Origin of the sequence: Stenotrophomonas sp. PS02289 (assembly GCF_029960115.1) — a bacterium.
Classification (GTDB): domain Bacteria; phylum Pseudomonadota; class Gammaproteobacteria; order Xanthomonadales; family Xanthomonadaceae; genus Stenotrophomonas.
The window spans coordinates 19,742-43,574 of the sequence record NZ_JASCOZ010000021.1; the positions used below are offsets into that span (position 1 = coordinate 19,742).

At 66.4% G+C, this 23,833-nt stretch carries 25 protein-coding genes; 15 read left to right on the forward strand and 10 right to left on the reverse strand.

Annotation, left to right across the window (positions count from 1 at the left end):
- Positions 1 to 46: 46 nt before the first annotated feature.
- The 8 genes from QMX83_RS05100 (at position 47) to QMX83_RS05135 (ending at position 7,811) form a co-directional block, all read left to right on the forward strand.
- On the forward strand, positions 47 to 973 hold the full coding sequence (locus tag QMX83_RS05100; protein ID WP_282295571.1) for a phosphoribosylaminoimidazolesuccinocarboxamide synthase: 927 nt from the start codon (positions 47 to 49) through the stop codon (positions 971 to 973).
- 11 nt (positions 974 to 984) lie between these two features.
- Positions 985 to 1,473: an Mpo1-like protein gene (locus QMX83_RS05105; RefSeq protein ID WP_282295572.1), complete on the forward strand. Its 489-nt coding sequence runs from the start codon at positions 985 to 987 to the stop codon at positions 1,471 to 1,473.
- 376 nt (positions 1,474 to 1,849) lie between these two features.
- Positions 1,850 to 4,678, forward strand: a complete 2,829-nt coding sequence (locus QMX83_RS05110) for a monovalent cation/H+ antiporter subunit A (protein WP_282295573.1) — start codon at positions 1,850 to 1,852, stop codon at positions 4,676 to 4,678.
- Positions 4,678 to 5,058, forward strand: coding sequence for a Na+/H+ antiporter subunit C (locus QMX83_RS05115; RefSeq protein ID WP_282295574.1), 381 nt, complete (start codon positions 4,678 to 4,680; stop codon positions 5,056 to 5,058). Before QMX83_RS05110 ends, QMX83_RS05115 begins: the two co-directional genes overlap by 1 nt.
- Positions 5,055 to 6,590 carry a monovalent cation/H+ antiporter subunit D gene (locus QMX83_RS05120; RefSeq protein ID WP_282295575.1) on the forward strand — a complete coding sequence of 512 codons (1,536 nt, stop codon included), beginning with the start codon at positions 5,055 to 5,057 and terminating at the stop codon, positions 6,588 to 6,590. The genes QMX83_RS05115 and QMX83_RS05120 overlap by 4 nt, the downstream gene beginning before the upstream one ends.
- Entirely contained in the window at positions 6,587 to 7,093 is a 507-nt protein-coding gene (locus tag QMX83_RS05125; protein WP_282295576.1) for a Na+/H+ antiporter subunit E, read from the forward strand. The genes QMX83_RS05120 and QMX83_RS05125 overlap by 4 nt, the downstream gene beginning before the upstream one ends.
- On the forward strand, positions 7,090 to 7,374 hold the full coding sequence (locus QMX83_RS05130; protein WP_125360575.1) for a K+/H+ antiporter subunit F: 285 nt from the start codon (positions 7,090 to 7,092) through the stop codon (positions 7,372 to 7,374). Before QMX83_RS05125 ends, QMX83_RS05130 begins: the two co-directional genes overlap by 4 nt.
- Entirely contained in the window at positions 7,371 to 7,811 is a 441-nt protein-coding gene (locus tag QMX83_RS05135) for a Na+/H+ antiporter subunit G (RefSeq protein ID WP_282295577.1), read from the forward strand. Before QMX83_RS05130 ends, QMX83_RS05135 begins: the two co-directional genes overlap by 4 nt.
- Positions 7,812 to 7,890: 79 nt before the next feature.
- Here QMX83_RS05135 and QMX83_RS05140 read toward each other — a convergent pair whose 3' ends face one another.
- Positions 7,891 to 8,844: a sodium:calcium antiporter gene (locus QMX83_RS05140; protein ID WP_282295578.1), complete on the reverse strand. Its 954-nt coding sequence runs from the start codon at positions 8,842 to 8,844 to the stop codon at positions 7,891 to 7,893.
- Between the two features lie 78 nt (positions 8,845 to 8,922).
- A complete protein-coding gene (locus QMX83_RS05145; RefSeq protein WP_282295579.1) occupies positions 8,923 to 9,534 on the reverse strand; it encodes a hypothetical protein in 612 nt (203 codons plus the stop codon).
- Between the two features lie 134 nt (positions 9,535 to 9,668).
- Between QMX83_RS05145 and QMX83_RS05150 the strand changes: the two genes are divergently transcribed.
- Complete coding sequence (locus QMX83_RS05150) at positions 9,669 to 10,181, forward strand: hypothetical protein (protein ID WP_282295580.1); 513 nt, start codon at positions 9,669 to 9,671, stop codon at positions 10,179 to 10,181.
- On the opposite strand, the gene hmgA is transcribed toward QMX83_RS05150, so the two are convergent.
- Both hmgA and hppD read right to left on the reverse strand, forming a co-directional pair.
- On the reverse strand, positions 10,171 to 11,472 hold the full coding sequence (gene hmgA / locus QMX83_RS05155; RefSeq protein WP_282295581.1) for a homogentisate 1,2-dioxygenase: 1,302 nt from the start codon (positions 11,470 to 11,472) through the stop codon (positions 10,171 to 10,173). The two genes, QMX83_RS05150 and hmgA, sit on opposite strands and share 11 nt — an antisense overlap.
- Positions 11,473 to 11,485: 13 nt before the next feature.
- Positions 11,486 to 12,601: a 4-hydroxyphenylpyruvate dioxygenase gene (hppD, locus tag QMX83_RS05160; RefSeq protein ID WP_282295582.1), complete on the reverse strand. Its 1,116-nt coding sequence runs from the start codon at positions 12,599 to 12,601 to the stop codon at positions 11,486 to 11,488.
- A 130-nt stretch (positions 12,602 to 12,731) separates the two neighbouring features.
- On the opposite strand from hppD, the gene QMX83_RS05165 reads away from it, so the two are divergent.
- Positions 12,732 to 13,223, forward strand: a complete 492-nt coding sequence (locus tag QMX83_RS05165; RefSeq protein WP_125360569.1) for a MarR family transcriptional regulator — start codon at positions 12,732 to 12,734, stop codon at positions 13,221 to 13,223.
- Between the two features lie 32 nt (positions 13,224 to 13,255).
- Here the strand turns inward: QMX83_RS05165 and QMX83_RS05170 are convergent, their stop codons facing one another.
- Positions 13,256 to 14,398, reverse strand: coding sequence for a hypothetical protein (locus tag QMX83_RS05170; RefSeq protein WP_282295583.1), 1,143 nt, complete (start codon positions 14,396 to 14,398; stop codon positions 13,256 to 13,258).
- Between the two features lie 229 nt (positions 14,399 to 14,627).
- On the opposite strand from QMX83_RS05170, the gene QMX83_RS05175 reads away from it, so the two are divergent.
- Positions 14,628 to 15,032 (forward strand): DUF6795 domain-containing protein, encoded by a 405-nt coding sequence (locus QMX83_RS05175; RefSeq protein WP_282295584.1) that lies wholly within the window; start codon positions 14,628 to 14,630, stop codon positions 15,030 to 15,032.
- Between the two features lie 23 nt (positions 15,033 to 15,055).
- On the opposite strand, the gene QMX83_RS05180 is transcribed toward QMX83_RS05175, so the two are convergent.
- From QMX83_RS05180 to QMX83_RS05190, 3 genes are all read right to left on the reverse strand, one after another.
- The gene (locus QMX83_RS05180) at positions 15,056 to 15,616 is read right to left on the reverse strand and encodes a thioredoxin family protein (protein WP_282295585.1); all 561 of its coding nucleotides are present in this window, start codon (positions 15,614 to 15,616) and stop codon (positions 15,056 to 15,058) included.
- Positions 15,617 to 15,624: 8 nt separating this feature from the next.
- The gene (locus QMX83_RS05185; protein ID WP_282295586.1) at positions 15,625 to 17,124 is read right to left on the reverse strand and encodes an oligopeptide:H+ symporter; all 1,500 of its coding nucleotides are present in this window, start codon (positions 17,122 to 17,124) and stop codon (positions 15,625 to 15,627) included.
- 121 nt (positions 17,125 to 17,245) lie between these two features.
- Positions 17,246 to 18,121 (reverse strand): tryptophan 2,3-dioxygenase family protein, encoded by an 876-nt coding sequence (locus QMX83_RS05190; protein WP_282295587.1) that lies wholly within the window; start codon positions 18,119 to 18,121, stop codon positions 17,246 to 17,248.
- A 303-nt stretch (positions 18,122 to 18,424) separates the two neighbouring features.
- On the opposite strand from QMX83_RS05190, the gene pdhA reads away from it, so the two are divergent.
- From pdhA to QMX83_RS05210, 4 genes are read left to right on the forward strand one after another with little or no spacing between them, the layout of a single operon-like run.
- Positions 18,425 to 19,507, forward strand: a complete 1,083-nt coding sequence (pdhA, locus tag QMX83_RS05195; RefSeq protein ID WP_282295588.1) for a pyruvate dehydrogenase (acetyl-transferring) E1 component subunit alpha — start codon at positions 18,425 to 18,427, stop codon at positions 19,505 to 19,507.
- A complete protein-coding gene (locus QMX83_RS05200) occupies positions 19,500 to 20,570 on the forward strand; it encodes an alpha-ketoacid dehydrogenase subunit beta (protein WP_125361934.1) in 1,071 nt (356 codons plus the stop codon). Before pdhA ends, QMX83_RS05200 begins: the two co-directional genes overlap by 8 nt.
- A 1-nt stretch (position 20,571) precedes the next feature.
- Positions 20,572 to 20,925 (forward strand): SH3 domain-containing protein, encoded by a 354-nt coding sequence (locus tag QMX83_RS05205; protein ID WP_282295589.1) that lies wholly within the window; start codon positions 20,572 to 20,574, stop codon positions 20,923 to 20,925.
- Positions 20,922 to 22,283, forward strand: a complete 1,362-nt coding sequence (locus QMX83_RS05210; protein WP_282295590.1) for a dihydrolipoamide acetyltransferase family protein — start codon at positions 20,922 to 20,924, stop codon at positions 22,281 to 22,283. The genes QMX83_RS05205 and QMX83_RS05210 overlap by 4 nt, the downstream gene beginning before the upstream one ends.
- 60 nt (positions 22,284 to 22,343) lie before the next feature.
- Here QMX83_RS05210 and QMX83_RS05215 read toward each other — a convergent pair whose 3' ends face one another.
- Positions 22,344 to 22,808, reverse strand: a complete 465-nt coding sequence (locus QMX83_RS05215; RefSeq protein WP_282295591.1) for a hypothetical protein — start codon at positions 22,806 to 22,808, stop codon at positions 22,344 to 22,346.
- A gap of 149 nt (positions 22,809 to 22,957) precedes the next feature.
- Positions 22,958 to 23,590 (reverse strand): NAD-dependent epimerase/dehydratase family protein, encoded by a 633-nt coding sequence (locus QMX83_RS05220; protein ID WP_282295592.1) that lies wholly within the window; start codon positions 23,588 to 23,590, stop codon positions 22,958 to 22,960.
- Positions 23,591 to 23,833: the final 243 nt, after the last annotated feature.

Below are 23,833 nucleotides of genomic sequence, written 5' to 3' on the forward strand. Positions count from 1 at the left end.
ACCGGGTGCCCTGGACAGCTGTCTCGACGAAGCCTCAGGAGTGCCCGTGCCGACCACGTTGTTGCAATCCGATCTCCCCGGCCTGCCCTTGCGCCATCGCGGCAAGGTGCGTGATGTTTTCGACATTCCGCGCGACCGGCTGCCCGCCGGCACCCCGCCGGGGGAGTACCTGCTGATGGTCGCCACCGACCGTCTGTCGGCCTTCGACGTGGTGCTGCCGGACCCGATTCCCGGCAAGGGCGAAATGCTCTGCCAGGTCTCGAACTTCTGGTTCGCCAAGACCGCGCACCTGATGCCCAACCACCTGACCGGCATTGATGTCGCCAGCGTCCTGCCCGAAGGCGTGGACCCGGCGCTCTACGCCAAGCGCGCGGTGGTCACCCGCAAGCTCAAGCCGGTGCCGGTGGAAGCCATCGCCCGCGGTTACCTCATCGGCAGCGGCTGGAAGGACTACCAGCGCACCGGCAAGGTCAGCGGCATCGAACTGCCCGACGGCCTGCGCCAGGCCGAGCAGCTGCCGGAGCCGATCTTCACGCCGTCGACCAAGGCGGCGGTGGGCGACCACGACGAGAACATCGACTTCGACGCGATGGTCAAGGCGGTAGGCGTGGACCTGGCCGAGCGCGTGCGCGATGCCACCCTGCGCATCTACAAGTTCGCAGCGGATTACGCCCGCGAGCGCGGCATCATCCTGGCCGACACCAAGTTCGAGTTCGGCACCGATGAAGACGGTCGCCTGTACATCATGGACGAGATGCTGACCCCGGATTCGTCGCGCTACTGGCCGGCCGATCAGTACGAGGTGGGCACCAGCCCGCCGAGCTACGACAAGCAGTTCGTCCGTGATTACCTGGAAACGCTGGACTGGGGCAAGACCGCCCCGGGCCCAAGCATTCCGGCCGACATCATCGAACGCACCCGCGCCAAGTACGCCGAGGCGCTGCAGCGTCTGGCCGGCATCAGCGTGGATTGACGGAAGCCACCATGTCCACCACCACTACCCAGGTTGTGCGGCCAGTTGACCGCTACTTCGCCAGCTACTCCGACGACCACCGCAATGTGCTGAACCAGCGCATCCATGTGGTCGCGGTGCCGGCGATCCTGTGGTCGGTGGTGGGCCTGCTGTGGTGCATCCCGCCGCTGATCACCTGGTTCCAGCACGGCGTCTGGGCCGGCCTGGCGATGTTCACCGCCTGGTGCTTCTACAACCGCCTGTCGCGCCCGCTGGGCATCGCCATGCTGGGTCAGCTGTTCGTGTGCGGCTGCGTGTGCCGCCTGCTGGAAGCGCAGATCGGCCTGGCCGGTCTGGGCTGGACCGCACTGGGCGTGTTCGTGGTGGCGTGGATCGCGCAGTTCATCGGCCACAAGTTCGAAGGGCGCAAGCCCAGCTTCCTCACCGACCTGACCTATCTGCTGATCGGTCCGGCCTGGGTGATGGCCAAGCTGTTCCGGCAGATGGGCTGGAAATACTGAGGGGAGTGCCGGGCCATGCCCGGCATCCCAACCTGAACGAAAACGATCATCACTGGCGCTGCACGGCATCGCGCCCAGCATCGCCGTGGGTGATCCTTTTCCGACACGGCCCATTCATGTCCAGGCCAGTCGGCGTGTGCTCGGAGGCCCTGCCACTGCTGGGCCGGAGCGCTCGCAATGAACAACCCGGGGCCAGATGCGGCAAAGCGGACGTGATTGTCCATACGGGTTTGACGGGTGCCGAATGGGGTCGATTTCGGCACTGAAAAAATGAACCACGCACGTTACCTGCAGTTGCTGGCGTATTCGGGTATATCGGCGACAAATGACCGCCTGTTAGACTGAACAACCTGCTCGTGAATCGCGCATTCCCTGCATGAATCCTGCCCTGCTCCTGCTGCTGGCCCTGCCCTTCGTGATGGCGGCCGTCGTGGCCACATTCCGCACCAGCTCCCGTGCCACCGCCGCATGGCTGGCCGCCGTCGCCCCGTTGGGCGGGCTGGCCCTGCTGGCGACGATGAGCCCGGCCGTGATGCATGGCGAGGGGGTGCGCAGCTTCAGCGAATGGCTGCCGCAGATCGGCCTGGCCTTCTCGCTGCGGCTGGACGGACTGGCCTGGATGTTCGCCGGGATGGTGCTGGCGATCGGCGCTCTGGTGGTGATGTATGCGCACTATTACCTGAGTGCCCGCGACAGCGCGCATCGCTTCTACTGCTATCTGCTGCTGTTCATGGGAGCCATGCTGGGCATGGTCCTGTCGGGCAACCTGTTGCTGCTGATGGTGTTCTGGGAAATGACCAGCATCAGCTCGTTCCTGCTGATCGGCTTCTGGTCGCACCGCCAGGACGCCCGTGAAGGGGCGCGCATGGCGCTGGTGGTCACCGGCGGTGGCGGCCTGGCCCTGCTCGGTGGCGTGCTGCTGATCGGCCGCATCGTCGGCAGCTTCGAGCTGGATGTGGTGCTGGCCGCCGGCGATGTGATCCGCAGCAGCCCGCTCTACCCCTATGCGCTGTTCCTGGTCCTGGCCGGCATCTTCACCAAGAGTGCGCAGTTCCCGTTCCACTTCTGGCTGCCGCATGCCATGGCGGCACCGACCCCGGTCTCGGCCTACCTGCACTCGGCGACCATGGTCAAAGCCGGCGTGTTCCTGCTGGCGCGGCTGCACCCGGCGCTGGCCGGCACCGACCTGTTCTTCTACACGGTCAGCGGAATCGGCGCGCTGACCCTGCTGATCGGTGCGTGGAACGCGATTTTCCAGCACGACCTCAAGGGCCTGCTGGCGTACTCCACCATTTCGCACCTGGGCCTGATCACCCTGCTGTTCGGCCTGTCCACGCCCATGGCGGTGGTCGCCGGCGTGTTCCACATCCTCAACCACGCGACCTTCAAGGCGTCGTTGTTCATGGCCGCCGGGATCATCGACCACGAAACCGGCACCCGCGACATGCGCAAGCTGGGCGGACTGCGCCGGCTGATGCCCTTCACCAGCGCGCTGGCGATCATCGCGTCGCTGGCGATGGCCGGCATTCCGCTGCTCAATGGCTTCCTGTCCAAAGAAATGCTGTTCGCCGAGGCGATCACCGCGCAGGGCCCGGAGCCGATGCGCATCGCGGTCTCCATCGCCGCGCTGCTGGCCGGCGTGTTCGGCGTGGCCTACAGCCTGCGCTTCGTGCACGACACCTTCTTCGGCAAGGGTCCGCATGACCTGGACCGGGTCCCGCATGAGCCGCCGCGCTTCATGAAGGTGCCGGTGGAGATCCTGGTGGTGGTCTGTCTGGCGGTGGGTATCGCCCCGGCCATCACCATCGCGCCGGTCCTCGACACCGCCGCGCGTTCGATCCTGGGGCCGGCGATGCCGACCTTCAGCCTGGCGGTCTGGCACGGCGTCAACATGCCGTTGCTGATGAGCATCGCCGGCGTGCTCGGCGGTGTGGCGCTGTACTTCGGCCTGCGCAGGTTGATCAACCTGCATGCGGTGGTGACCCGAACGATCGGACGCAACCTGTTCCACAAGCAGCTGGACCTGGTGTTTGGCTTCGCCCACGGGCTGACCCATGCGCTGGCCAACGGCAGCCTGCAGCGCATGCTGATGGCACTGGTGGTGGTGGCCATCGTGGTCGCGGCCGCGCCGTTCGTCGCCAACCCGGTGTCACCGAACTGGCCGTCGCCGCAGCCGATTCCGCTGCTCGGCTGGGTGCTGTGGGCGGTGATCGTGGTCTGCTCGTTCGGCGCGCTGTTTGTGTACCGGCAGCGCCTGCTGGCAGTGCTGGTGGTTGGCGGCGTCGGACTGATGGTCTCGCTCACCTTCGTGTTCCTGTCCGCGCCGGATCTGGCGTTGACCCAGCTGCTGGTGGAAATGGTCACCCTGGTGCTGATGCTGCTGGGCATGAACTATCTGCCGGCGCAGTCGCCGCCGGAGAAATCGCGCTGGCGCAAGCGTCGCGACGCGCTGATCGCCATTGTCGGCGGTGGCGGCCTGGGCGCCATGGCCTACAGCGCGATGACCCTGCCGCCCAACACCATGGCCGGGGAGATGCTTGCCCGCGCCCTGCCCGAGGCCTACGGCGAGAACGTGGTGAACGTGATCCTGGTCGACTTCCGTGGCTTCGATACCTTCGGTGAGATCACCGTGTTCGGCATTGCCGCGCTGGTGGTGCACGCGTTGCTGCGGCGCTCGCGCATGGCCCCCGAGCAGATCATGCCGGGCCCGCCGATCAAACTGCCGGTGCCCGCCGACCTGGCCCAGATCATGTTCCCACTGACGCTCACCGTGTCGATCTTCCTGTTCCTGCGCGGTCACAACGCGCCCGGCGGCGGCTTCATCGCCGGCCTGGTGCTGGCGGTGCCGCTGCTGATCCAGTACGTGATCCAGGGCACGGAGTCGGTCGAGTCGCGCTTCGGCTTCGACTACATCCGCTGCATCGGCGTGGGCCTGCTCATCGCCATCGTCAGTGGCTGTGCGTCGATGCTGTTCGGGGTGCCGTTCCTGACCAGCGGCCACATCGACCTGGAGCTGCCGCTGATCGGCACCGTTCCGCTGGCCAGCGCGATCGGCTTTGACACCGGCGTCTATCTGGTGGTGTTCGGTGGCGCGATGCTGATGCTGTCGATGATGGGCACGATCAAGCCGCACCGCACCCGCAATGCCCGCAAGGGCGAGATCGATCCCAACCGCCGTTCGGCCCTGACCGGGGAGATGCACTGATGGAACTGGCCCTGGCAAGTGCGATTGGCGTCCTGGCCACGATCGGCATCTACCTGCTGCTGCGCGCACGCAGCTTCGATGTCATCCTGGGCATGACCTTCCTGTCCTATGCGACCAACCTGCTGATCTTCGCCGGCGGTCGGCTGGTCAGCGGCAAGGCCCCCGTGTTGAAGGAAGGTGTGGCAACCAACCTGGGCAACTACACCGACCCACTGCCGCAGGCGCTGGTGCTCACCGCCATCGTGATCGCCTTTGCGATGACCGCCGTGAGCATCGTGCTGGCCATGCGCAGCCGCAGCGACAACCACAGCGACCATGTGGACGCGCACGAGGAAGAACCGGCACCTGACACCGCACTGGGCCGGGAGGGCGGCGCATGAACCACGCGGTGATCCTGCCCATTCTGATCCCCTTGATCGGCGCGGCGCTCTCGCTGTTCGTGGAACACCGGCGTTATGGCCCCAAGGTGCAGCGCACGGTCGCGTGGACCACGCTGGCAGCACTCGCGGCCGCCGTCGCGCTGCTGTTCTCGCGTACCGCCGATGGCAGCATTGCCGTCTATCTGCTGGGCGACTGGCCCTCGCGCCTGGGCATCGCGCTGGTGGCCGACCGGCTCTCGAGCTGGATGCTGCTCACCACCCTGCTGCTGTCCATTGCCTGCCTGCTGCATGCCTGCTCGGGCTGGGACCGGCGTGCGCCGCACTTCCACGCGCTGTTCCAGTTCCAGCTGGTCGGTTTGAACGGTGCGTTTCTGACGGGCGACATCTTCAACCTGTTTGTGTTCTTCGAGGTGATGCTGATCGCCTCGTATGGGCTGCTGCTCAGCGGCGGCCGCAGCCTGCGCATGCGCATCGGCCTGCACTACGTGGTGTTCAACGTCACCGCCTCGACGCTGTTCCTGATCGCCCTGGGGCTGCTGTACGCCACGCTGGGTTCGCTCAACATGGCGGAGCTGTCGCAGCGCATCGCCGAGGTGCCGGCCAGCCACCTGACCCTGACCAAGGCCACGCTGGGCCTGCTGCTGCTCGTCTTCTGCAGCAAGGCGGCGCTGATGCCCCTGTACCTGTGGTTGCCGGAAGCGTACGCGCGCGCGCCCGCCGCCGTGGCGGCGCTGTTTGCGATCATGACCAAGGTCGGCCTGTATGCGGTACTGCGGGTCAGCTCGCTGTGGTTCGGGGAAGGTGCCGGCCCGATGGCGGGCTACGGCAGCCAGTGGTTGCTGTGGGCCGGCGTGGCCACGTTGATCCTGGGCGGGCTGGGCGTGCTGGCGGCTGCGCGTCTGCGCGTGCTGATCTCCTATCTGGTGGTGGTCTCGGCAGCGACCCTGTTCATCGCCTTTGCGATCCGCACCCCGCAGGTGCTGTCTGCCGGCCTGTATTACCTGCCGCACAGCACCTTCGTGGCCGCTGCTCTGTTCCTGATCGCCGACTTGATCCGCCGTCGTCGCGGTGGGGCCAGTGACCGCAAGGAAGTGATCGCGCCGATGCCCGGCAAACAGACCCCGGCGGTGCTGTTCCTGATTGCCGCGGTGTCGGTGGCCGGGCTGCCGCCGCTGTCCGGCTTCCTGGCCAAGGCCGCGCTGCTGGCCGGCATGCCGGCGCAGTACACCGCGCTCGTGTGGAGTGCGGTGCTGATCAGCAGCCTGATGGTGATCGTGGGCATCACCCGCGGCGGCGTGCGCCTGTTCTGGCGCGTGCCGGTCGCTGAAGAGGGCGTGCCCGCCCCGCGCAAGGCCCCGACCCGCACCGTGGAGCTGTTCGCCGCCAGCCTGCTGCTGGTCTACGGCATCGGCATGGCGGTGTTTGCCAACCCGCTGATGGGGTACACCGACGCCATGGCCACCCAGCTGCTGCAGCCTCAGGACTACGTGGGTGAGCTGCGCGCGACCACGCCGGAGATCCGCCGCCCATGAGCCGCCGTCGCCCGTTGTTCCGCCGCCTGATTCCCTCGCCGATGCTGAGCGTGACCGTGCTCGCATTCTGGGTGCTGATGTCCGACAGCTTCACCTTGGGACAGATCCTGCTCGGCATGGTGCTGGGCGTAGTGGTGCCGTTGTTCGCGGCGCGCCTGGACCGCGAGTTCGCCCGGATCGGATCACTGCGCCCCATTCCCAAGCTGCTGTGCGTGACCCTGTGGGACATCCTGATCTCCAACATCCGCGTGGCGATCCAGGTGCTGGGGCCGGAGCGTCGCATCCATCCCGGCTTCATCTGGCTGCCGCTGGACATCGCCAACATCCATGGCATTGCCGCGCTGACCAGCATGATCACGTTGACGCCCGGCACGGTGTCGGCGGCGCTGTCGGACGACCGCCGTTACCTGCTGGTGCACGTGCTGCACCTGGATGACCCGGACGAACTGATCCGGCAGATCAAGACCCGTTACGAAGCCCCGCTGATGGAGATCTTCCCATGACCGGATATGTGTTCATCCAGACCACTTTGGTGGTGTGCATGCACGTCGTCGGACTGGCCATGCTGCTGGCGACCTGGCGTCTACTGCGCGGCCCGACCGTGCCGGACCGCATTCTCGCGCTGGATACCTTGTCGGTGACCGCGATTGCCGAGCTGATGCTGTTCGGCATGTACCTCAACTCGGCGGTGTATTTCGAGGCGGCACTGGTGATTGCGATGCTTGGCTTTGGCAGCACCGTGGTGCTGAGCAAGTTCGTGCTGCGCCGGGACATCGTCGAATGATCACCTTCATCCAGATCCTGCTGTCGCTGCTGCTGCTGTTTGGCTGCTTCTTCATCCTGGTCGGCGCACTGGGACTGGTGAAACTGTCCACGTTCTTCAAGCGCCTGCACGCGCCGACCAAGGCCAGCACGCTGGGCGTGGGCTGCGTGCTGGCCGGCTCGGTGGCGTATCACATCTTCCTGGGTGAAGATCCGCAGCCGCGTGAGCTGTTGATTACCGCCTTCCTGTTCATCACCGCGCCGATCAGCGCACACATGATGGCCAAGGCAGCGCTGTCGCTGATGATGGAGAAGCGCCCGAGCCTGCCGGGCAATGACAAGGCCGAAGAAGAACAGTTGCCGCCCCCGCAGCCGCGCCAGGTGACCGATGGGCGCCCATCCGAGGAACGCGTCGCCACGCGCCCGGATCCATCCGCCCCCCCGGAACAAAGGCTCTGATGCGTCCGTAGCGCCACGCCCTGCGTGGCTGCGACCAAGTCAGGCACCGCGAAGCCACGCAAGGCGTGGCTCTACGGATTCACCCGGCGATCAACGCCAGCTCCAGCACCACCCAGCCCACAAACGCCACCAGCAGAATCCCGCCCTCGCGCCGGCTCACGGTGAGGTCCCCACGCAGCATCGGGTACAGCACCAGCACGAAGGCGATCGCCGCGGGCAGTTCCAGCTTCACGAACGACTCCGGCAGCGCAATCGGTCGCAGTGCGGCCATGCCGCCCACCACCACCAGCAGGTTGAACAGGCTGGAACCGATCACATGGCCGAGCACCATGTCACCCTGCCCCCGCCGCGCGGCGGCGATGGCCGCCGCCACCTCCGGCAACGCGGTGCCGATGGCCACCGGCAGCAGGCCCACCAGCAGCGGTGACCAGCCCAGCCCCGCACCCAGCACCGGCGCAGCGTCGACGATCCAGCGCGCGCCGTAGTACAGCGCCACGCCCGCAAACAGCACGCGTAATCCATTGAGCAGCAGCCCGGTGCGGGTCATCGCATAACCGGCGATGGCCTCGCGCACCGGTTCGGTCTCGCGCCGGGAAGCGCGCAGCAGGAAGACCAGCACGCCGACGAAGCCGAGCAGCAGCACGCCGCCTTCCCAGCGCGCGATGACCCCATCCAGTCCGAACACGATCAGGGCCAGGCCCGCCACGGCCAGCAGTACCAGCAAGGGGGACAGCAGGCGCGCGCGAACCAGCAGCGGTGCCGCCAGCGCGGCCAAGCCCAGGGTCAGGCCGATGTTGACGATGTTGCTGCCCACCGCATTGCCGAGCGCAAGGTCTTCCGCTCCCACCACGATCGCGCGCACGTTGACCACCAGCTCCGGCAATGACGTGCCGAACGCCACCAGCAGCAGACCGGCCACGAAGGGCGACGCGCCAAAGCGCTGGGCCAGTCCGGAGGCGGCCTTGACGATGGAATCTCCCCCCAGTGCCAGCAGCACCAGGCCCAGTACGAACCAGACGGCAGCAGCGACCATTGGTGCCTCCCCATGATGCCGGGCATGGCCCGGCGTTCCCATGTGCCCGGACGGGCACCTTCCGGCGACTACGCTACCTCAACTGCAGCCTTCCACGTAGTCCACCTGCGGGGCCCGACCCACCCGCCACGCGGTGACCGTGCCGTTGCCCCCGATCTCGAAGTTCAGGATCGCCCCACCCTCGCTCGCCGGCCGCACCCGCAGGTTGTGGCCGTTCTGCTCGTACTTGTGCGGGGTCAGGTCGGCGCGTTCGGGATACAGCGCCTGCAGTTCGCCCAGGGTCATACCAACCTTGCCGCCACCGGGCGCGGTGGTGCGGTCGTTGCGCACGTCGTAGCGGACCAGCTTGCGGCCTTCGATCATGAAGATCACATCATCGGCCTGCACGCCCTGCGGGCGCAGCGCATGGCAGTCGTCATCCGGCACGTCACCCTGCAGCGGCTCGTTCCACGCGGTTTTGAGCGCGTCCAGCGATGCGCCGAGAGTGGCCGCCCCGTAGCCGTCCAGACGCGCAGGGCCGCCGCCCGTCGTCGCGCCCTCCTGTGTCGTGGGCATCGGTGCCGGTGCGGCCGGCTCACCGGCGGCGGCGGGACGTGCTTCGTCGGCGGGGACCACCGCCGGTGGCCGCCGATCGCAGGCGGCCAGGGACAACGCGATACCGATGACCAGAACGCCTCCCAGCTGTTTCATGAGCTCACCTCCTCCAGTCAGTGCGGGCAGCGTAGCTCGCCCGGCGTGCAGCCCATGCATGCGGGCAGCGACTGTCATCACGGTTTCACCTCGCCCGTTCAGGCTCGGCGTGCACCGCCTCGACCCCTCTCCCCATGCAACCGCGCAAGACCGACCTCGCCCGCGACGCCCTGCAGGCTCACCGCGCGCCGCTGGACATGCGCCAGCGGCGGCTGCTGATCATGTGTGACGGCGAGCGTGACATCGCCCAGCTCACCGCCCTGATCGGGCCAGAAGCCCCGGCGATGGTGATCCAGTTGATCCAGGCCGGGTATCTGGTGTCTGCGCCTGAACCGGCGGTCGCGGCCGTGCCCGCCGCGGCGGCAGCGACGGCTCCCGCCACGCCCGAGCCGGCACCGGAACGCCGCCGCTCATTGGTGGCCGCGCGGATCTATCTGCTGGGGATTCTGGAACTTCAGCGCAATCCGCAGGCCGCTGCGTTGTACCGCGACCTGCAACTGGCGCGCGCCGAGCCGGATGTGGTCGCCCGTCTGCGCGCCGCGTTGGACGCGTTGCCGGGCATGACCTCCGAAGGCTACTCGCAGCGGGTGCGGCAGCGCGTGCTGGAGGCGCTGCCGCTGGAGCATTGCGAGGCGGTCACGCCTTGAAATGCTTCTTCAACCCCTGCCAGCACTGCTGGTAACCGCGCTGGCGGTGCGCGGCCTCCATGGCCTGCGCAATCGGGCGGATCACGCCGCGCGTTTCGAACATGAAAGCCATGGTGTCCTTGATCACGTCCGGCCGGCTCAGATCTGCCGCCGAGGCCTTCTCAAACGTGGCCGCGTCCGGCCCATGCCCGCTCATGCAGTTGTGCAGCGACGCGCCGCCGGGGACGAAGCCCTCGGCCTTGGCGTCATAGGCACCGTGAATCAGGCCCATGAACTCGCTGGCGATGTTGCGGTGGAACCACGGTGGGCGGAACGTATCCTGCGCCACCAGCCAACGCGGCGGGAAGATCGCAAAGTCCATGTTGCTGGTGCCTGCGGTGTCGCTGGGCGAATGCAGCACCAGGAAGATCGACGGGTCCGGATGATCGTGGCTGATCGAACCGATGGTGTTGAAACGGCGCAGGTCATAGCGGTACGGCGCGTAGTTGCCATGCCAGGCGACCACGTCCAACGGCGAATGGTCGATGTCGGCGCGCCACAGCTGGCCCTGGAACTTGGCGATCAGTTCAAACGCCCCTTCCACGTCTTCAAATGCGGCATGCGGCGTTTCGAAATCGCGGGGGTTGGCCAGGCCGTTCGAGCCGATCGGCCCCAGGTCCGGCAGCTTCAGCAGCGCGCCGAAGTTTTCGCAGACGTAACCGCGCGCTTCACCGTCGGGCAGCTCCACCCGGAAGCGCACGCCACGCGGCATCACCGCGATCTGCTGCGGTTCGATCTCGATCACGCCGAACTCGCTGAGCAGGCGCAACCGGCCCAGCTGCGGCACGATCAGCAGTTCGCCGTCGGCGTTGTAGAAGTAGCGCCCCTGCATGTCCGCATTGGCGGCATACAGGTGGATGCCCACGCCATGATGGGCATCGGGTGCGCCATTGCCGCCCATGGTGTACAGCCCGTCGACGAAGTCGGTCGGCGTGGTCGGCAACGGCAGCGGGTCCCAGCGCAGCTGGTTGGGTGACGCCGCGCCGTGCGCGAAGTCGCTGTGCAGATGCGGCTGCGCGTACGGGACGAATTCGCCGTGGGTCACCGCCGGACGGATCCGGTAGACCCAGCTGCGGCGGTTGCTGCCGCGCGGCGCGGTGAACGCGGTGCCCGACAGCTGTTCGGCATACAGCCCCCGCGCCACGCGTTGCGGTGAGTTGCGCCCAACCGGAAGGGTATCCGGCAGGGCTTCGCTCGCGAATTCGTTGCCGAAACCGGTTTGATAGCCGCGTGAAGCGATGGACGGGGACATGATCGGGCTCCGGTTACAGTACGCCGCGCTTGATCTGGTCGCGCTCGATGCTTTCGAACAGCGCGGTGAAGTTGCCTTCGCCGAAGCCTTCGTTGCCCTTGCGCTGGATGATCTCGAAGAAGATCGGGCCGATGCAGTTCTGGGTGAAGATCTGCAGCAGCTTGCGCTGCTTGGTTTCCGGATCGGCGTCGATCAGGATCTTGTTCTTCGCCAGACGGGCCACGTCTTCGCCGTGGTTGGGCACGCGCTGGTCGATCACATCGAAATAGGTTTCGGGCGTGTCGAGGAATTCCACGCCCTGGGCGCGCATGGCCTCCACGGTGTCGTAGATGTTCTCGGTGAAGCAGGCGATGTGCTGGATACCTTCACCCTTGTAGGCATCGAGGTATTCGTTGATCTGGCTCTTCGGGTCGGACGACTCGTTCAGCGGAATGCGCACGATGCCATCCGGGGCGGTCATCGCCTTGGACACCAGGCCGGTTTTCAGGCCCTTGATGTCGAAGTAGCGGATCTCGCGGAAGTTGAACAGACGCTCGTAGTAATCCGACCACTGCTGCATGTTGCCGAAGTACAGGTTGTGGGTCAGGTGGTCGATGAAGGTCAGCCCGAAGCCAACCGGATGCTGATCCACGCCCTCGATCGGCGCGTAGTCGGTGTCGAACATACTGCCGTTGGCACCGTAACGGTCCACCAGGTAGAGCATGCAGTCGCCGATGCCCTTGATGACCGGTGCCGGCACCGCCTTGGACTCCGGCTTGAAGTCGATGGCTTCGGCCCCGTTGCCCAGCGCCATCTGGAACACCTGCTCACCCGGCTTCTGGAAGCGGATGGCGAAACCGCAGGCGCAGGGGCCATGCTTGGCGGCGAAGTCGGCGGCGAACGAGTCCGGGTCTTCGTTGACCAGGAAGTTCACGTCGCCCTGGCGGTACACCGTGATGGCGCGCTGCTTGTGGCGCAGCACCGCGGTGAAGCCCATCTTGCGGAAATAGTCATGCAGCTCGGCACCACGTCCTGCGGGCGCTGCGAATTCAACGAACTCGAAACCGTCGATTCCCATCGGGTTTTCGAAGGTGGTCACCTGCATGCCCGGGTTGGGGGCGTGAGTGGCGGTGCTGGGCTGGCTGCTCATGACGTGGCTCCAAAACTGGCCCCCCTCTGAAAAAACCAGATGACGGGCGGAAGGCAGACCCGCGAGAATGCGGAGTCCGGAATGAAGGTTTATAGTTTCATATGAAACCACCATCAAGGTGCACTGCAGCATGAATCCGCCCGATCCCGCCAGCCAGCGCATCCGCGCCTCGCACGCCCTGCTCGACCTGGAGCAGTTCCTGCCTTATCGGCTCAGCGTCCTGTCCAACCGGGTCAGTGGCAACATCGCCAAGCTGTACGGCGACCGCTACGGGCTGGCGATCCCGGAATGGCGGGTGATCACCATCCTGGCGCTCTACCCGGGTTCCTCGGCCAGCGAGGTCTCCGACCGGACGGCGATGGACAAGGTCGCGGTCAGCCGCGCCGTGGCCAGACTGCTGGAGCGGGGCTTCATCAAACGTGAAACCCACGGCGACGACCGCCGCCGGTCGGTGCTGGCGCTTTCCGCGGCCGGTTTCGAGGTGTACGAGACCATCGCCCCGCTGGTGATCGAGATCACCCGCAAGCTGATGTCGGTGCTCAGCGAAGAGGAGGAGCAGCTGCTGGAGAAGCTGATCCTGCGGTTGGCCGGGGACGGCCTGCAGCGGATGGATGAGGGTTGATCGGTAGGTGACGACCGTTTGTCGTCACCCCATCACCTCAGATGCTTCTTCCGCGCGTGCACCCACGGTGCCGCCAGTGCCCCGATCGCGCCGGCGGCCAGGCCCAGTGAGGCCGCCACAGCGGCGGCCTCGACCGCATTGGGCAGGGCCAGTGCGGCGATCACCAGGATGGCCGACGGCAGGCCGATGAAGGTCGCCATGAAGTAGCGCCAGCGCGGCACCCAGGTGCCGACCTGGAGCAGGCTCACCGGCATCCAGGTTTCGCCGGAGGCGTCTTCGGCCACCTTGGCGGCGGTCTTGACCAGGTCCACCTCCACCGGCCCCTTGCCCTGGCGGACGGTGGCCAGCATCTGCGCCACCTCCTCCACTGGCGGATACGACGCGGGCCAGAGGGTCGGCGCGGGAACGCCATAAGCGGTCAGCAGCGGCACGCTCAGCCACGGGGCCAGCAGCGGGCGCAGCTTGCGCCGACCCAGCACGCACCAGACCTGCGCAGTGCCGTGCGCCACCACGCTGTACAGCGCCAGCTCGCCCGGCTCCGGGTAGGGCAGCACATGCACGCGCGCGGCCATGCTGTCGTAGCCCATCTGGCGCAGGAAGCCGGGGCGGGTGCGCCCTTCATGCGCCCAGGCCAGTCCAAGCGCGGCGACCAGATAGGCACCGGCCGGATCCTTGGCCCCAGCACTGGCGCGGTCGTCGCTGGCCAGGAAGAACGCCAGCGACTTGGGTTCGGCCACATCGGCGTGTTCCCAGCGGCCGCTGTCGCCAATCACGTGCTTGAGCGGCAAGCGCGCCGGCTGGGTGTCGGCCGCGGCCGTGTTGTGCAGATAGGGCAGCACCGACAGCATGAAGGCCTGCAGGTCCACGCCACGGTTACCGGAGCCTTGCCACTCGCTGGGCAGCAGGCCGGCCAAGGCCGGATTGCGGGAAAGACGGTCCAGCTGTGCCTTCTGCTCCACCAGCTTCTGCACGGCCGCCTTGAGCAGCACGTTGTCCGGCACCGAAATCAGCGGGAGACGATAAAGCGTGGAGCCCGGCGACGGCGCGTCCGCTTCGCTGCCCAGCGCGTCAGGCGCGGAGTGGTCGTCCAGCAGCACCTCCGCCGGCGGCAGCGCAACGCCCGCCACGGCCGCCGCTGCGGTTTCGGAAACGGTGTCGCTGGTGCCGGGCTGCATGCGGAGTCGGTCCTCAAGGGTGCGCCACAGATGGGTGCGGCGTCAGGTCCTTGGGGGTAACGGCAGTGCGTGGACGAACTGTAGGGCCGAGCGTTGAAGATGTGACACACCGCGCCCTTTTCATGGCAGTCTGCTGCGTTATCGCAGTGAGCAGGAAGCGCGTGTGTCAAAAAGGATGTCGTGGGTGTGCTGCACCCTGTTGGCTGGACTACTTACCCCAGGATGGGCAATGGCTTTTTCAAAGACGCTGACGCTGTTTTCCGAAGTCGAAGGCACCGTGGTGATGGACGGACAACCGGTCGCCGGCGTGCAGGTCGAGCAGGAGCATCACTGGCACTGGAAGGACCAGCGCGGCACCGTCACGGTGACCACCGATGCGCAGGGCCGCTTCCGCTTTCCCGCCGTAACCGCCACTTCGTGGACCGCCGGGCTGCTGCCACATGAGCCGGTGATCGGCCAGCGCATCACGCTGCGCTACCAGGGCAAGACGCACAAGGGCTGGGTGATGAGCAAGCGCAACTATGACGCCCAGGGCGAGGTGCCCGGGCGTGCATTGCGGTTGATCTGCGACCTGGGCGAGGAGCCGGTGGCGCACCCGGAGACGGAGACGTTCGGGGTGTGCCGGTTGGTGTAACGCGTCGCTGGCTCAGCGCGAGGTTACGGTGCCCAGGCCTGTACGAAGGCGAGGAAGCGTTCGCGGTTGTAGCCCTTGGGCTGGCCCTTGTCCGCTTCCAGTTCGCCGGTGAACTGCGAGTGCAGCAGCTTGCCGTCGGCATCGAGCACGAACAGGTGCGGATAGCCCTTGATCGCCGGGAACTGCGACAGGAAGGCCGCGTTCTCGTTGTCTTCGCTGTAGTTGACCTTCATCCACACGTATTTGGCATCAACCAGCGTGCGGACGTCGGCATCCCCTTCGATGAAGGCATCCAGCAAGTGGCACCACGAGCACCACTCGCCGCCCACATCGAGCACGATGCGCTTGCCGCTGCGGCGGGCTTCGGCCTGCGCGACCGCCAGGTCGGCGGCCGGGTCACGGGCGGGATCGAAGCGTGTGTTGAGCGCGGCCACGTCGGCGGCCACCAGTGCGCTGGTTCCAGCGACCGGTGGCTGCGTGGCGGCAGGCGACGGCGCAGCAGCCGGGGCCGGCGGTGAAGACGGCGAACAGGCACACAGCAGCCCGGCCATGATCAACGACGAACACCCGATCTTCATGCGCATCGCAGACCTCACTTGACGCCGTGCATCAGCTTGTTGATGAACGGTGCGAGCAGGAACAGCACCACACCGGAAATCATCAGCACCCAGAAGCCCAGCGTATAACCCTTCAGTGCTGATTCCACCGACATGCCGGTGGTGCCGCTGATGTACTCCGAGAAGATGCCGGACAGGTTGTTGCCGATGCCGGTGGACAGGAACCAACCGCCCATGCCGAAGCCGACCAGGCGCACCGGGGCCAGCTTGGTCACCATGGACAGGCCGATCGGCGACAGGCACAGCTCACCCACCGACTGGATGACGTAGACCATGAACAGCGTCCAGAACGGGATCTTGCCGTCCACCACCATGCTCGACAGGGCCAGCATCAGCAGCGCGAAGGCCGCGCCATTGAACAGCAGGCCCAGGCCGAACTTGCGCGGGATCGACGGATTGGCGCTGCCCATCTTCACCCACACCCAGGCCACGATCGGTGCCAGCGTGATGATGGCCACCGAGTTCACCGACTGGAACCATGCGGTGGGGAACTCCCAGCCGCCGAGGTTGCGGTTGACGATGTTGTCGGCCAGGAAGGTGAAGGAACTGCCGGCCTGCTCGAAGAAGATCCAGAACAGCACGTTGAAGGCGAAGATGATCAGCATGGCGAACACGCGGTCGCGCTGGACCTTGCCTTCACGGATACCCTCGACCAGCAACAGCACCGACAGCGCGATGAACATCACGGCGAGGATCCAGGCCAGCGCCTTGGAACCGGCAGACAGCAGGAAGTAGGCGACCGGAATGGCGACCAGCGCACCGATGAACACGGTGACGACACGGCCGAAGCCCTCGGCTCCAGCCGGCGGTGCACCGATTCCCTTCAGACCCGCACGGCCGAAGTAGAACCACACCAGGCTGAGCAGCATGCCCACGCCGGAGGCGATGAACACGACCTTGTACGACGGCAGGCCGTCGGTACCGAACACCTTGCGGGCCAGGTACTCGGTCAGCACCGGTGCGATCATCGCGCCGATGTTGATGCCCATGTAGAAGATGGTGAAGCCCGAGTCGCGGCGTTCGTCCTTCAGGCCATACAGCTTGCCGACCATGGTCGAGATGTTCGGCTTGAACAGGCCGTTGCCCACGATGATCGTGGCCAGACCCAACTCAAAGATGTTCTGGTTCGGGATGGAGATCATGAACAGGCCGGCCGCCATGATCAGCGCACCGGTCAGGATTGAACGCTGGTACCCCAGCACCCGGTCGGCCACGTAGCCACCGAAAATCGCCGCGGCATAGACCAGTGCCAGGTAGGCACCATAGGTCAGGCCGGCCGCCCCCTGGCCCGCCGCGTTGCCCTCGTAGAACTGCGCCACGATGTACAGCACCAGCGCCCAGCGGATGCCGTAGAACGCAAAGCGTTCCCAGAACTCGGTCATGAACAGCATCCACAGCGGACGCGGATGGCCAAGGGTGGTCTTGAACTCCGGCAACGCCGGTTCGGGAACGGATTTCGCGGCGTCTACGCTCATGCGGGATTCCTGGGTTCGGTGGAAGACATGCACGTCCGATGTGCGAAACAACCCGGGAGAATCCCAGAACTTGGGCGTTCACGTCAAATAAACACTTCTCCCGGTTTGCCTGAATAGGCACTCACTCCGGCGGCAACGGGTCGTCGTTGCGGATCGTGGTGCGCACCTGGAACAGCTCCGGGAAGAAGGTCAGTTCCAGCGCCTGGCGCAGGAACCCCACCCCGCTGGAGCCGCCGGTGCCGCGCTTGAAGCCGATCACCCGCATCACCGTACGCATATGGCGGAACCGCCACAGCTGGAAGGCGGTTTCCAGGTCCACCAGGTCCTCGCACAGCGAGTACTCGCGCCAGTAGCGGTCGGTGTTCTCGTAGATGCGCTCAAACACCGGGTGCAGGGCGTCGTCGGCCACATGCGAGGTCTGCCAGTCCCGGTGCTGGTACACCTCGGGGATGGCGTGGCCGAAGCGGGCCAGGTAGCGCAGGAACTCCTCGTACAGGCTGGGCGCGTCCAGCACCTGCTGCAGCTGGGCCTGCCCGGCGGGGTCGTGCGAGAACACCTGCAGCATCTGCGCGTTCTTGTTGCCCAGCAGGAACTCGATGTAGCGGTACTGCAGCGACTGGAAGCCCGAGGAGGGCCCCAGCACGTCGCGGAAGCCCATGTACTCCGAAGGGGTCAACGTCTCCAGCACCGACCACTGCTCGGTCAGCTGGCGCAGCACCTGCTTGCTGCGGGCGAGGACCTTGCGGCACTGCCAGACCTCGTCGCGCTGCAGGAAGCCGATCGCCGCGCGCAGCTCGTGCGCGAGCAGCTTCAGCCACAGCTCGGAGGTCTGGTGCTGGATGATGAACAGCATCTCGTCGTGGTGCGGAGGGTTGGACAGCGGCTGCTGGGCGCTGAGCAGCTGGTCCAGGCGCAGGTAGCCCCCGTAGGTCAGGCGGCCCTCCAGGTCGGTGTGGATGCCGGCTTCCAGATCGCGTTGGTTCTTTTCGACAGACATGGCGGTGACCGCAGGAGGGGGGGCAAGCGTAGCGCAGCGGCCGCCCTACGGTGGCGTGTGGTCGGCCCGTTCAGCGCGGCAGCGGCTGCGACCCATTGCCGCGCCCGCCCCGGCCAGCGAACGCTCATGCGCCGTTGCGGCAACTGAATACGTTGATGTTATTGGCCTTTCCGGCCTGACAACGGTATACCCGGAGGCGGCCAGGCGGTTTCCTTGTTGCGCCGCAGGACGGCTTTTTCGTACGCCTTCCTTAACATGGCAATTCATATCATTTGTAACTTCCTGTCGAAGGTGCAGTACGCAATGACGGTTGCCGCTGAGTTCAAGATCGAATACCTGCAGTACCTGGACACGGACGGTAACCTCGTCCGCGATGACCTGCCCGAGGCCCTGCGCGACCCCAAGGCGCTGCTGCCGATGTTCAAGCAGATGCTGTTCGTGCGCGTGTTCGACGGCAAGTCGATCGCGCTGCAGCGCACCGGCAAGCTGGGCACCTACGCGGCCTGCCTGGGCCATGAGGCCGCGCACGTGGGTATTGGTGCTGCAATGCAGAAGGACGACGTGTTCGCGCCGTCCTACCGCGAGTACGGCGCGATGTTCATGCGCGGTGTGCGTCCGCGTGACGTGCTGATGTACTGGGGCGGCGACGAGCGCGGCAACGACTACGGCGGCAACGCGGCCAAGGACTTCCCGTTCTGCGTGCCGATCTCCACCCAGTGCCTGCATGCCGCCGGTGCCGCGCTGAAGTTCAAACTCAACAACGAGAAGCAGATCGCCGTGGCCGTGTGTGGCGACGGTGGCAGCTCCAAGACCGACTTCTATGCGGCGCTCAACTCGGCCGGTGCCTACAAGCTCCCGCTGATTCTGTGCATCGTCAACAACGGCTGGGCCATCTCGGTGCCGCGCTCGGCCCAGACCGGTGCCGAAACCCTGGCCCAGAAGGGTCTGGCCGGTGGCCTGCACTGCCTGCAGGTGGACGGCAACGACCTGATCGCGGTGATGGCCGCCATGCTGCAGGCGCGCGAGCGCGCCCTGGCCGGCGACGGCGGCACCGTGCTGGAACTGATGACCTACCGCCTGTCCGACCACACCACCGCCGACGACGCCCGCCGCTACCGCGACGACGCGGAGGTGAAGGACGCCTGGCTGCTGGAACCGATGCTGCGCCTGCGCAAGTACCTGACCAACGCCGGGGTCTGGAGCGAAGCGGAAGAAGCCGCTTGGACCGCCGAGTGTGGCAAGCGCGTGGACGAAGAAGTGAACCTGTACCTCAACACGCCGGTGCAGCCGGTCGAGGCGATGTTCGATTATCTGTACGCCGACCCGCCGCAGGACCTGCTTGCCCAGCGCGCGCAGGCGATTGCCCTGGAGCAGCGTCATGGATGAGCTCAAGCACGTTTCCAGCACCACCGCGCAGACCCACGCCGCCGACAGCGCCGCCCTTGCGCGCGGAGAACAGACCATGACCAGCACCCCCATCACCCTGATCGAAGCCATCACCCAGGCCCTGGCGTGGGAGCTGGAGCACGACAAGTCGGTGCTGGTGCTGGGCGAAGACGTGGGCGTGAACGGCGGCGTGTTCCGCGCCACCGCCGGCCTGCAGCAGCGCTTTGGCGCGGACCGGGTGCTGGACACCCCGCTGGATGAAACCACCATCGCCGGCCTGACCATCGGCCTGGCCGCACAGGGCATGAAGCCGGTCGCCGAAGCCCAGTTCGACGGCTTCATGTATCCGATGGTCGACCACATCGTCTGCCATGCCGCGCGCCTGCGTTACCGCACCCGTGGCCGCCTGAACTGCCCGATGGTGCTGCGCGTGCCGTGGGGCGGTGGTATCCGCGCGCCGGAACACCACAGCGAAGCCAACGAAGCCATCTTCACCAACGTGCCGGGCCTGCGCGTGGTGCTGCCGTCGTCGCCGCAGCGCGCCTATGGCCTGCTGCTGGCCGCGATCCGCGAACCGGATCCGGTCATCTACATGGAACCCAAGCGCATCTACCGCCAGTACAAGGAAGTGGTGGTCAACGACGGCGAAGCCCTGCCGCTGGACGTCTGCTTCGTGCTGCGCGACGGCACCGACGTGACCCTGGTGACCTGGGGCGCGCAGGTGAAGGAAGCGCTGGAAGCGGCCGACAAGCTGGCCGGCGAAGGCATCAGCGCCGAAGTCATCGACGTGGCCACGCTGCGTCCGCTGGACTTTGCCACCATCGCCGAGTCGGTGGCCAAGACCGGCCGCTGCGTGATCGTGCAGGAAGCCCCGAAGACCGCCGGTTTCGGTGCCGAAATCGCCGCACGCCTCGCCGAGGAATCGCTGTACGACCTGCTGGCTCCGGTCGAACGGGTCACCGGCTACGACACCCACATTCCGCTGTTCCGCCTGGAAATGAAGTACCTGCCGAGCGTGGACCGGATTGTGAGCGCGGCCAAACGCGCGGTGGCGGCAGGCTGACATGCGGGCCCGACTTCTAGGCCCGTACCGCAGCCAGTACCCCAACCCGCTCCGGTTCCGCACCGGTCAGATCGTCGAACTGGGTGTTCGCGACGAGGAATGGCCGGCGTTTGCCTGGGTGCGCACCGACGACGGGCGCGCCGGCTGGGCACCGGTGGCATGGTTGCAGGTACTGGATGAAGGTCGCGCGGAGGCCCTGCGCGACTACGACGCCCGCGAACTGGACGTTGAGAGCGGTGAACTGGTCAAACTGCATCATGAACACGGCGGCTGGTGGTGGTCCGAACGCGCGAACGGCGCGACGGGCTGGCTGCCGGCCCGCGATCTCGAACTGCTTGAAGAGAACTGCACATGAGTGAGAACAAGAACTTCAACCTGCCCGACCTGGGCGAGGGCCTGCCCGACGCCACCATCGTCGAGTGGTTCGTCAAGGAAGGCGACGTGATCCGGCTCGACGAGCCGCTGGTGTCGATGGAAACCGCCAAGGCCGTGGTCGAAGTACCCTCGCCGTTCTCCGGCAAGGTGCTGAAGCTGTCCGGCGGCCCCGGCGACATCATTCCCACCGGCAGCGTGCTGGCCCAGTTCGAACTGGACCCGAACCTGCCGCAGCGCGCCGACGGCCAGGACACCGGCCACAGCCACGGCCATGCCGCGCCGGCTGCGGCCCCTGCACCTGCAGCACCTGCGCCCGTTGCCGAAGCGCCAAAGCCTGCCGCTGCCGAGCGCGATGACGCCGGCACCGTGGTCGGTGCGATGCAGAGCTCCAATGCCGTACATGCCGAGCAGGCCTTCGCCGTGGGCGGGGTCAAGGCCGTTCCGGCGGTACGCGCCACCGCACGCAAGCTGGGCGTGGACCTTACCCGCGTGCGTGCCACCGGTGCTGACGGCGCGGTGACCATGGCCGACGTCAAGCAGGCCGCCGCCGATGGCAGCGCGAAGATCGGCAGCGCGCCGGCTCCCGGGGCTGCACCGGTTGCCGCCGCTGCACCGGCCCCGGTGCGTCAGGCCGAAGCCCGCACGGCGATGTCCGCCGCCGGCAAGCCAATGCGTACCCAGCCGCCGGGTGTGGTCGCCAAGGGCCAGCCAGAACCGCTCAAGGGCGTGCGCCGCAACATGGCGCGCGTGATGGCCGACGCGCATAGCAAGGTCGTGCCGACCACGCTCAACGATGACGCCGACATCCACGCCTGGCTGCCCGGCAATGACGTCACCGCCCGCCTGGTGCGCGCCATCGTGGTCGCCAGCCAGAAGGTCCCGGCCATGAACGCGTGGTTCGATGGCGATGCGCTGACCCGCACCCTGCATGCCCAGGTCGACATCGGCATTGCGGTGGACACCGACGACGGTCTATTCGTGCCGGCGCTGCGCAATGCCGACATGCTGGACGCACGCGGCATCCGTGAAGGCGTGAACCGTCTGCGCGAGCAGGTCGAGTCGCGCTCGATCGCCCCGTCCGAGCTCAGTGGCTACACCATCTCGCTGTCCAACTTCGGCATGTTCGCCGGCCGCTATGCCACTCCGGTGGTGGTGCCGCCGTGCGTGGCCATCGTCGGTGCCGGCCGTGCCCGCCACCAGATGACCCCGGTGATGGGCGGCGTGGAAGCGCACAAGGTGATTCCGTTGTCGGTCACGTTCGACCACCGCGCCGCCACCGGCGGCGAGGCAGCGCGGTTCCTGCGCGCGATGATGGACGATCTGGCCCTGGCCCAGTAACCACCCATCGTTGGTCGGCAATCCGACTGATTCACAACAACGGCCACCTGACGGTGGCCGTTATTCGTTGGGTATCGCCTGCAGCATTACGAGGTCACCGATTGCAGTTGACTGCAACGCATGTGAAATGAGTTCTACCGAGGTGCCCGTTGTCTGTTGCCTGTCGGAACCAGCGCCGACGGCCCCCGCATCGCCACCGGGGGTCAGCAGGATCACCCGATCCAGCAAGCGCGAACCTGAACCGATGGGCCCTCGCCACAGTACAACCTGCATGGCTGCCGCATCCGCGGCTGCGGAGCCTGAATGCTCCACAATATCCAATTCAAGCGTGTATCCGTCGTCCTTGTTGCCAATCGACAGCTGGACCGGCCCCTCAGCAGTCATCTGCACCGACGGCGACATCACCAGCCGGCCCTCATCCATGACGCGCAAGGAGAGGTGATGAACACCCGGGCCTGGGGTTGTCTCTGCTTGAGCGGCGCTGATGACACCAATCGTGAGCAGGAACGCGACACGCGCCATCATTCGAACGTAAATTCCGAGCACTTGTGAAGCCTCGCTTGTTCATGACAAGGAAACGAGGCTAGAGGTCTAAAGGCATGCTCGTCCCTGAAAATCGTCCGAATATGCTCCCAGGACTGCTCGCACTTCGTGGTCAACCATCCAAGTCCAAATCACACCAACTGATCAGCTTCCACGCTACGCACGCCAGCTTTGGGGTTGATCGCCGCTTCCACCATGGTGGCAGCGATGTTTTCCGCAGGGTTGATCCGCCAGCTACGCGGCAGCACGGGTCTCAGCGCCCTCAGCACCGCGCTGGCCAGCTTTTCCCCGCGTCGGTGCTCGGCCCGCTCGCCGCCGATCAGACCCGGTCGTACCAGGGTCAGGGACGGATAACCAAGGCCGCGCAGGTCCTGCTCGAGCGCCCCTTTGACCCGGTTGTAGAAGAACCGCGACTGGGGATCGGCCCCCTTGGCCGAATTCAGCACGAACGTTGACGCCCCGTGAGAGCGGGCCAGCCGGGCCACATGCAGCGGGTATTGATGATCCACCTGGGCAAAGGCCTCACGGCTGCCGGCCTGCTTCAGGGTGGTGCCGAGCGCGCAGATCACCGCATCCACCGCCCACCAGTCCGCGCTTTCCGGCAACCGGGCGAAATCCACCACCGGATTGAGCAGACGGGCATCAGCCAGCGCCAGGGGCCGCCGGGTGGGAGCGATCACCGCCTGGCAGCGCGGATCATCCAGCAGTTGCCGGAGCACGTGGCTGCCGACCAGGCCGGTGGCACCGACCAGCAGGATCTTCATGGGCGTTTCCGTATTTGTGTAGGGGGCGTCTTCAAGACGGCCGGTCCAGCGCCGATACTGTTCCCACCTACCCTACTCCATCTTCACCCCAGGACCCGCCGCATGACGGACCGCCCCGACGCTTCCTCCAGCCCAGGTACTGCCGTAGGCCGGTTGCTGGCGCGTCGTGCCGCGGCCGCGCCGGCGCGGGTGGAGGCCGCCTCCGCCCCTCGCGCCAGCGGCGGCGACAGCGCGGGCCTGCAG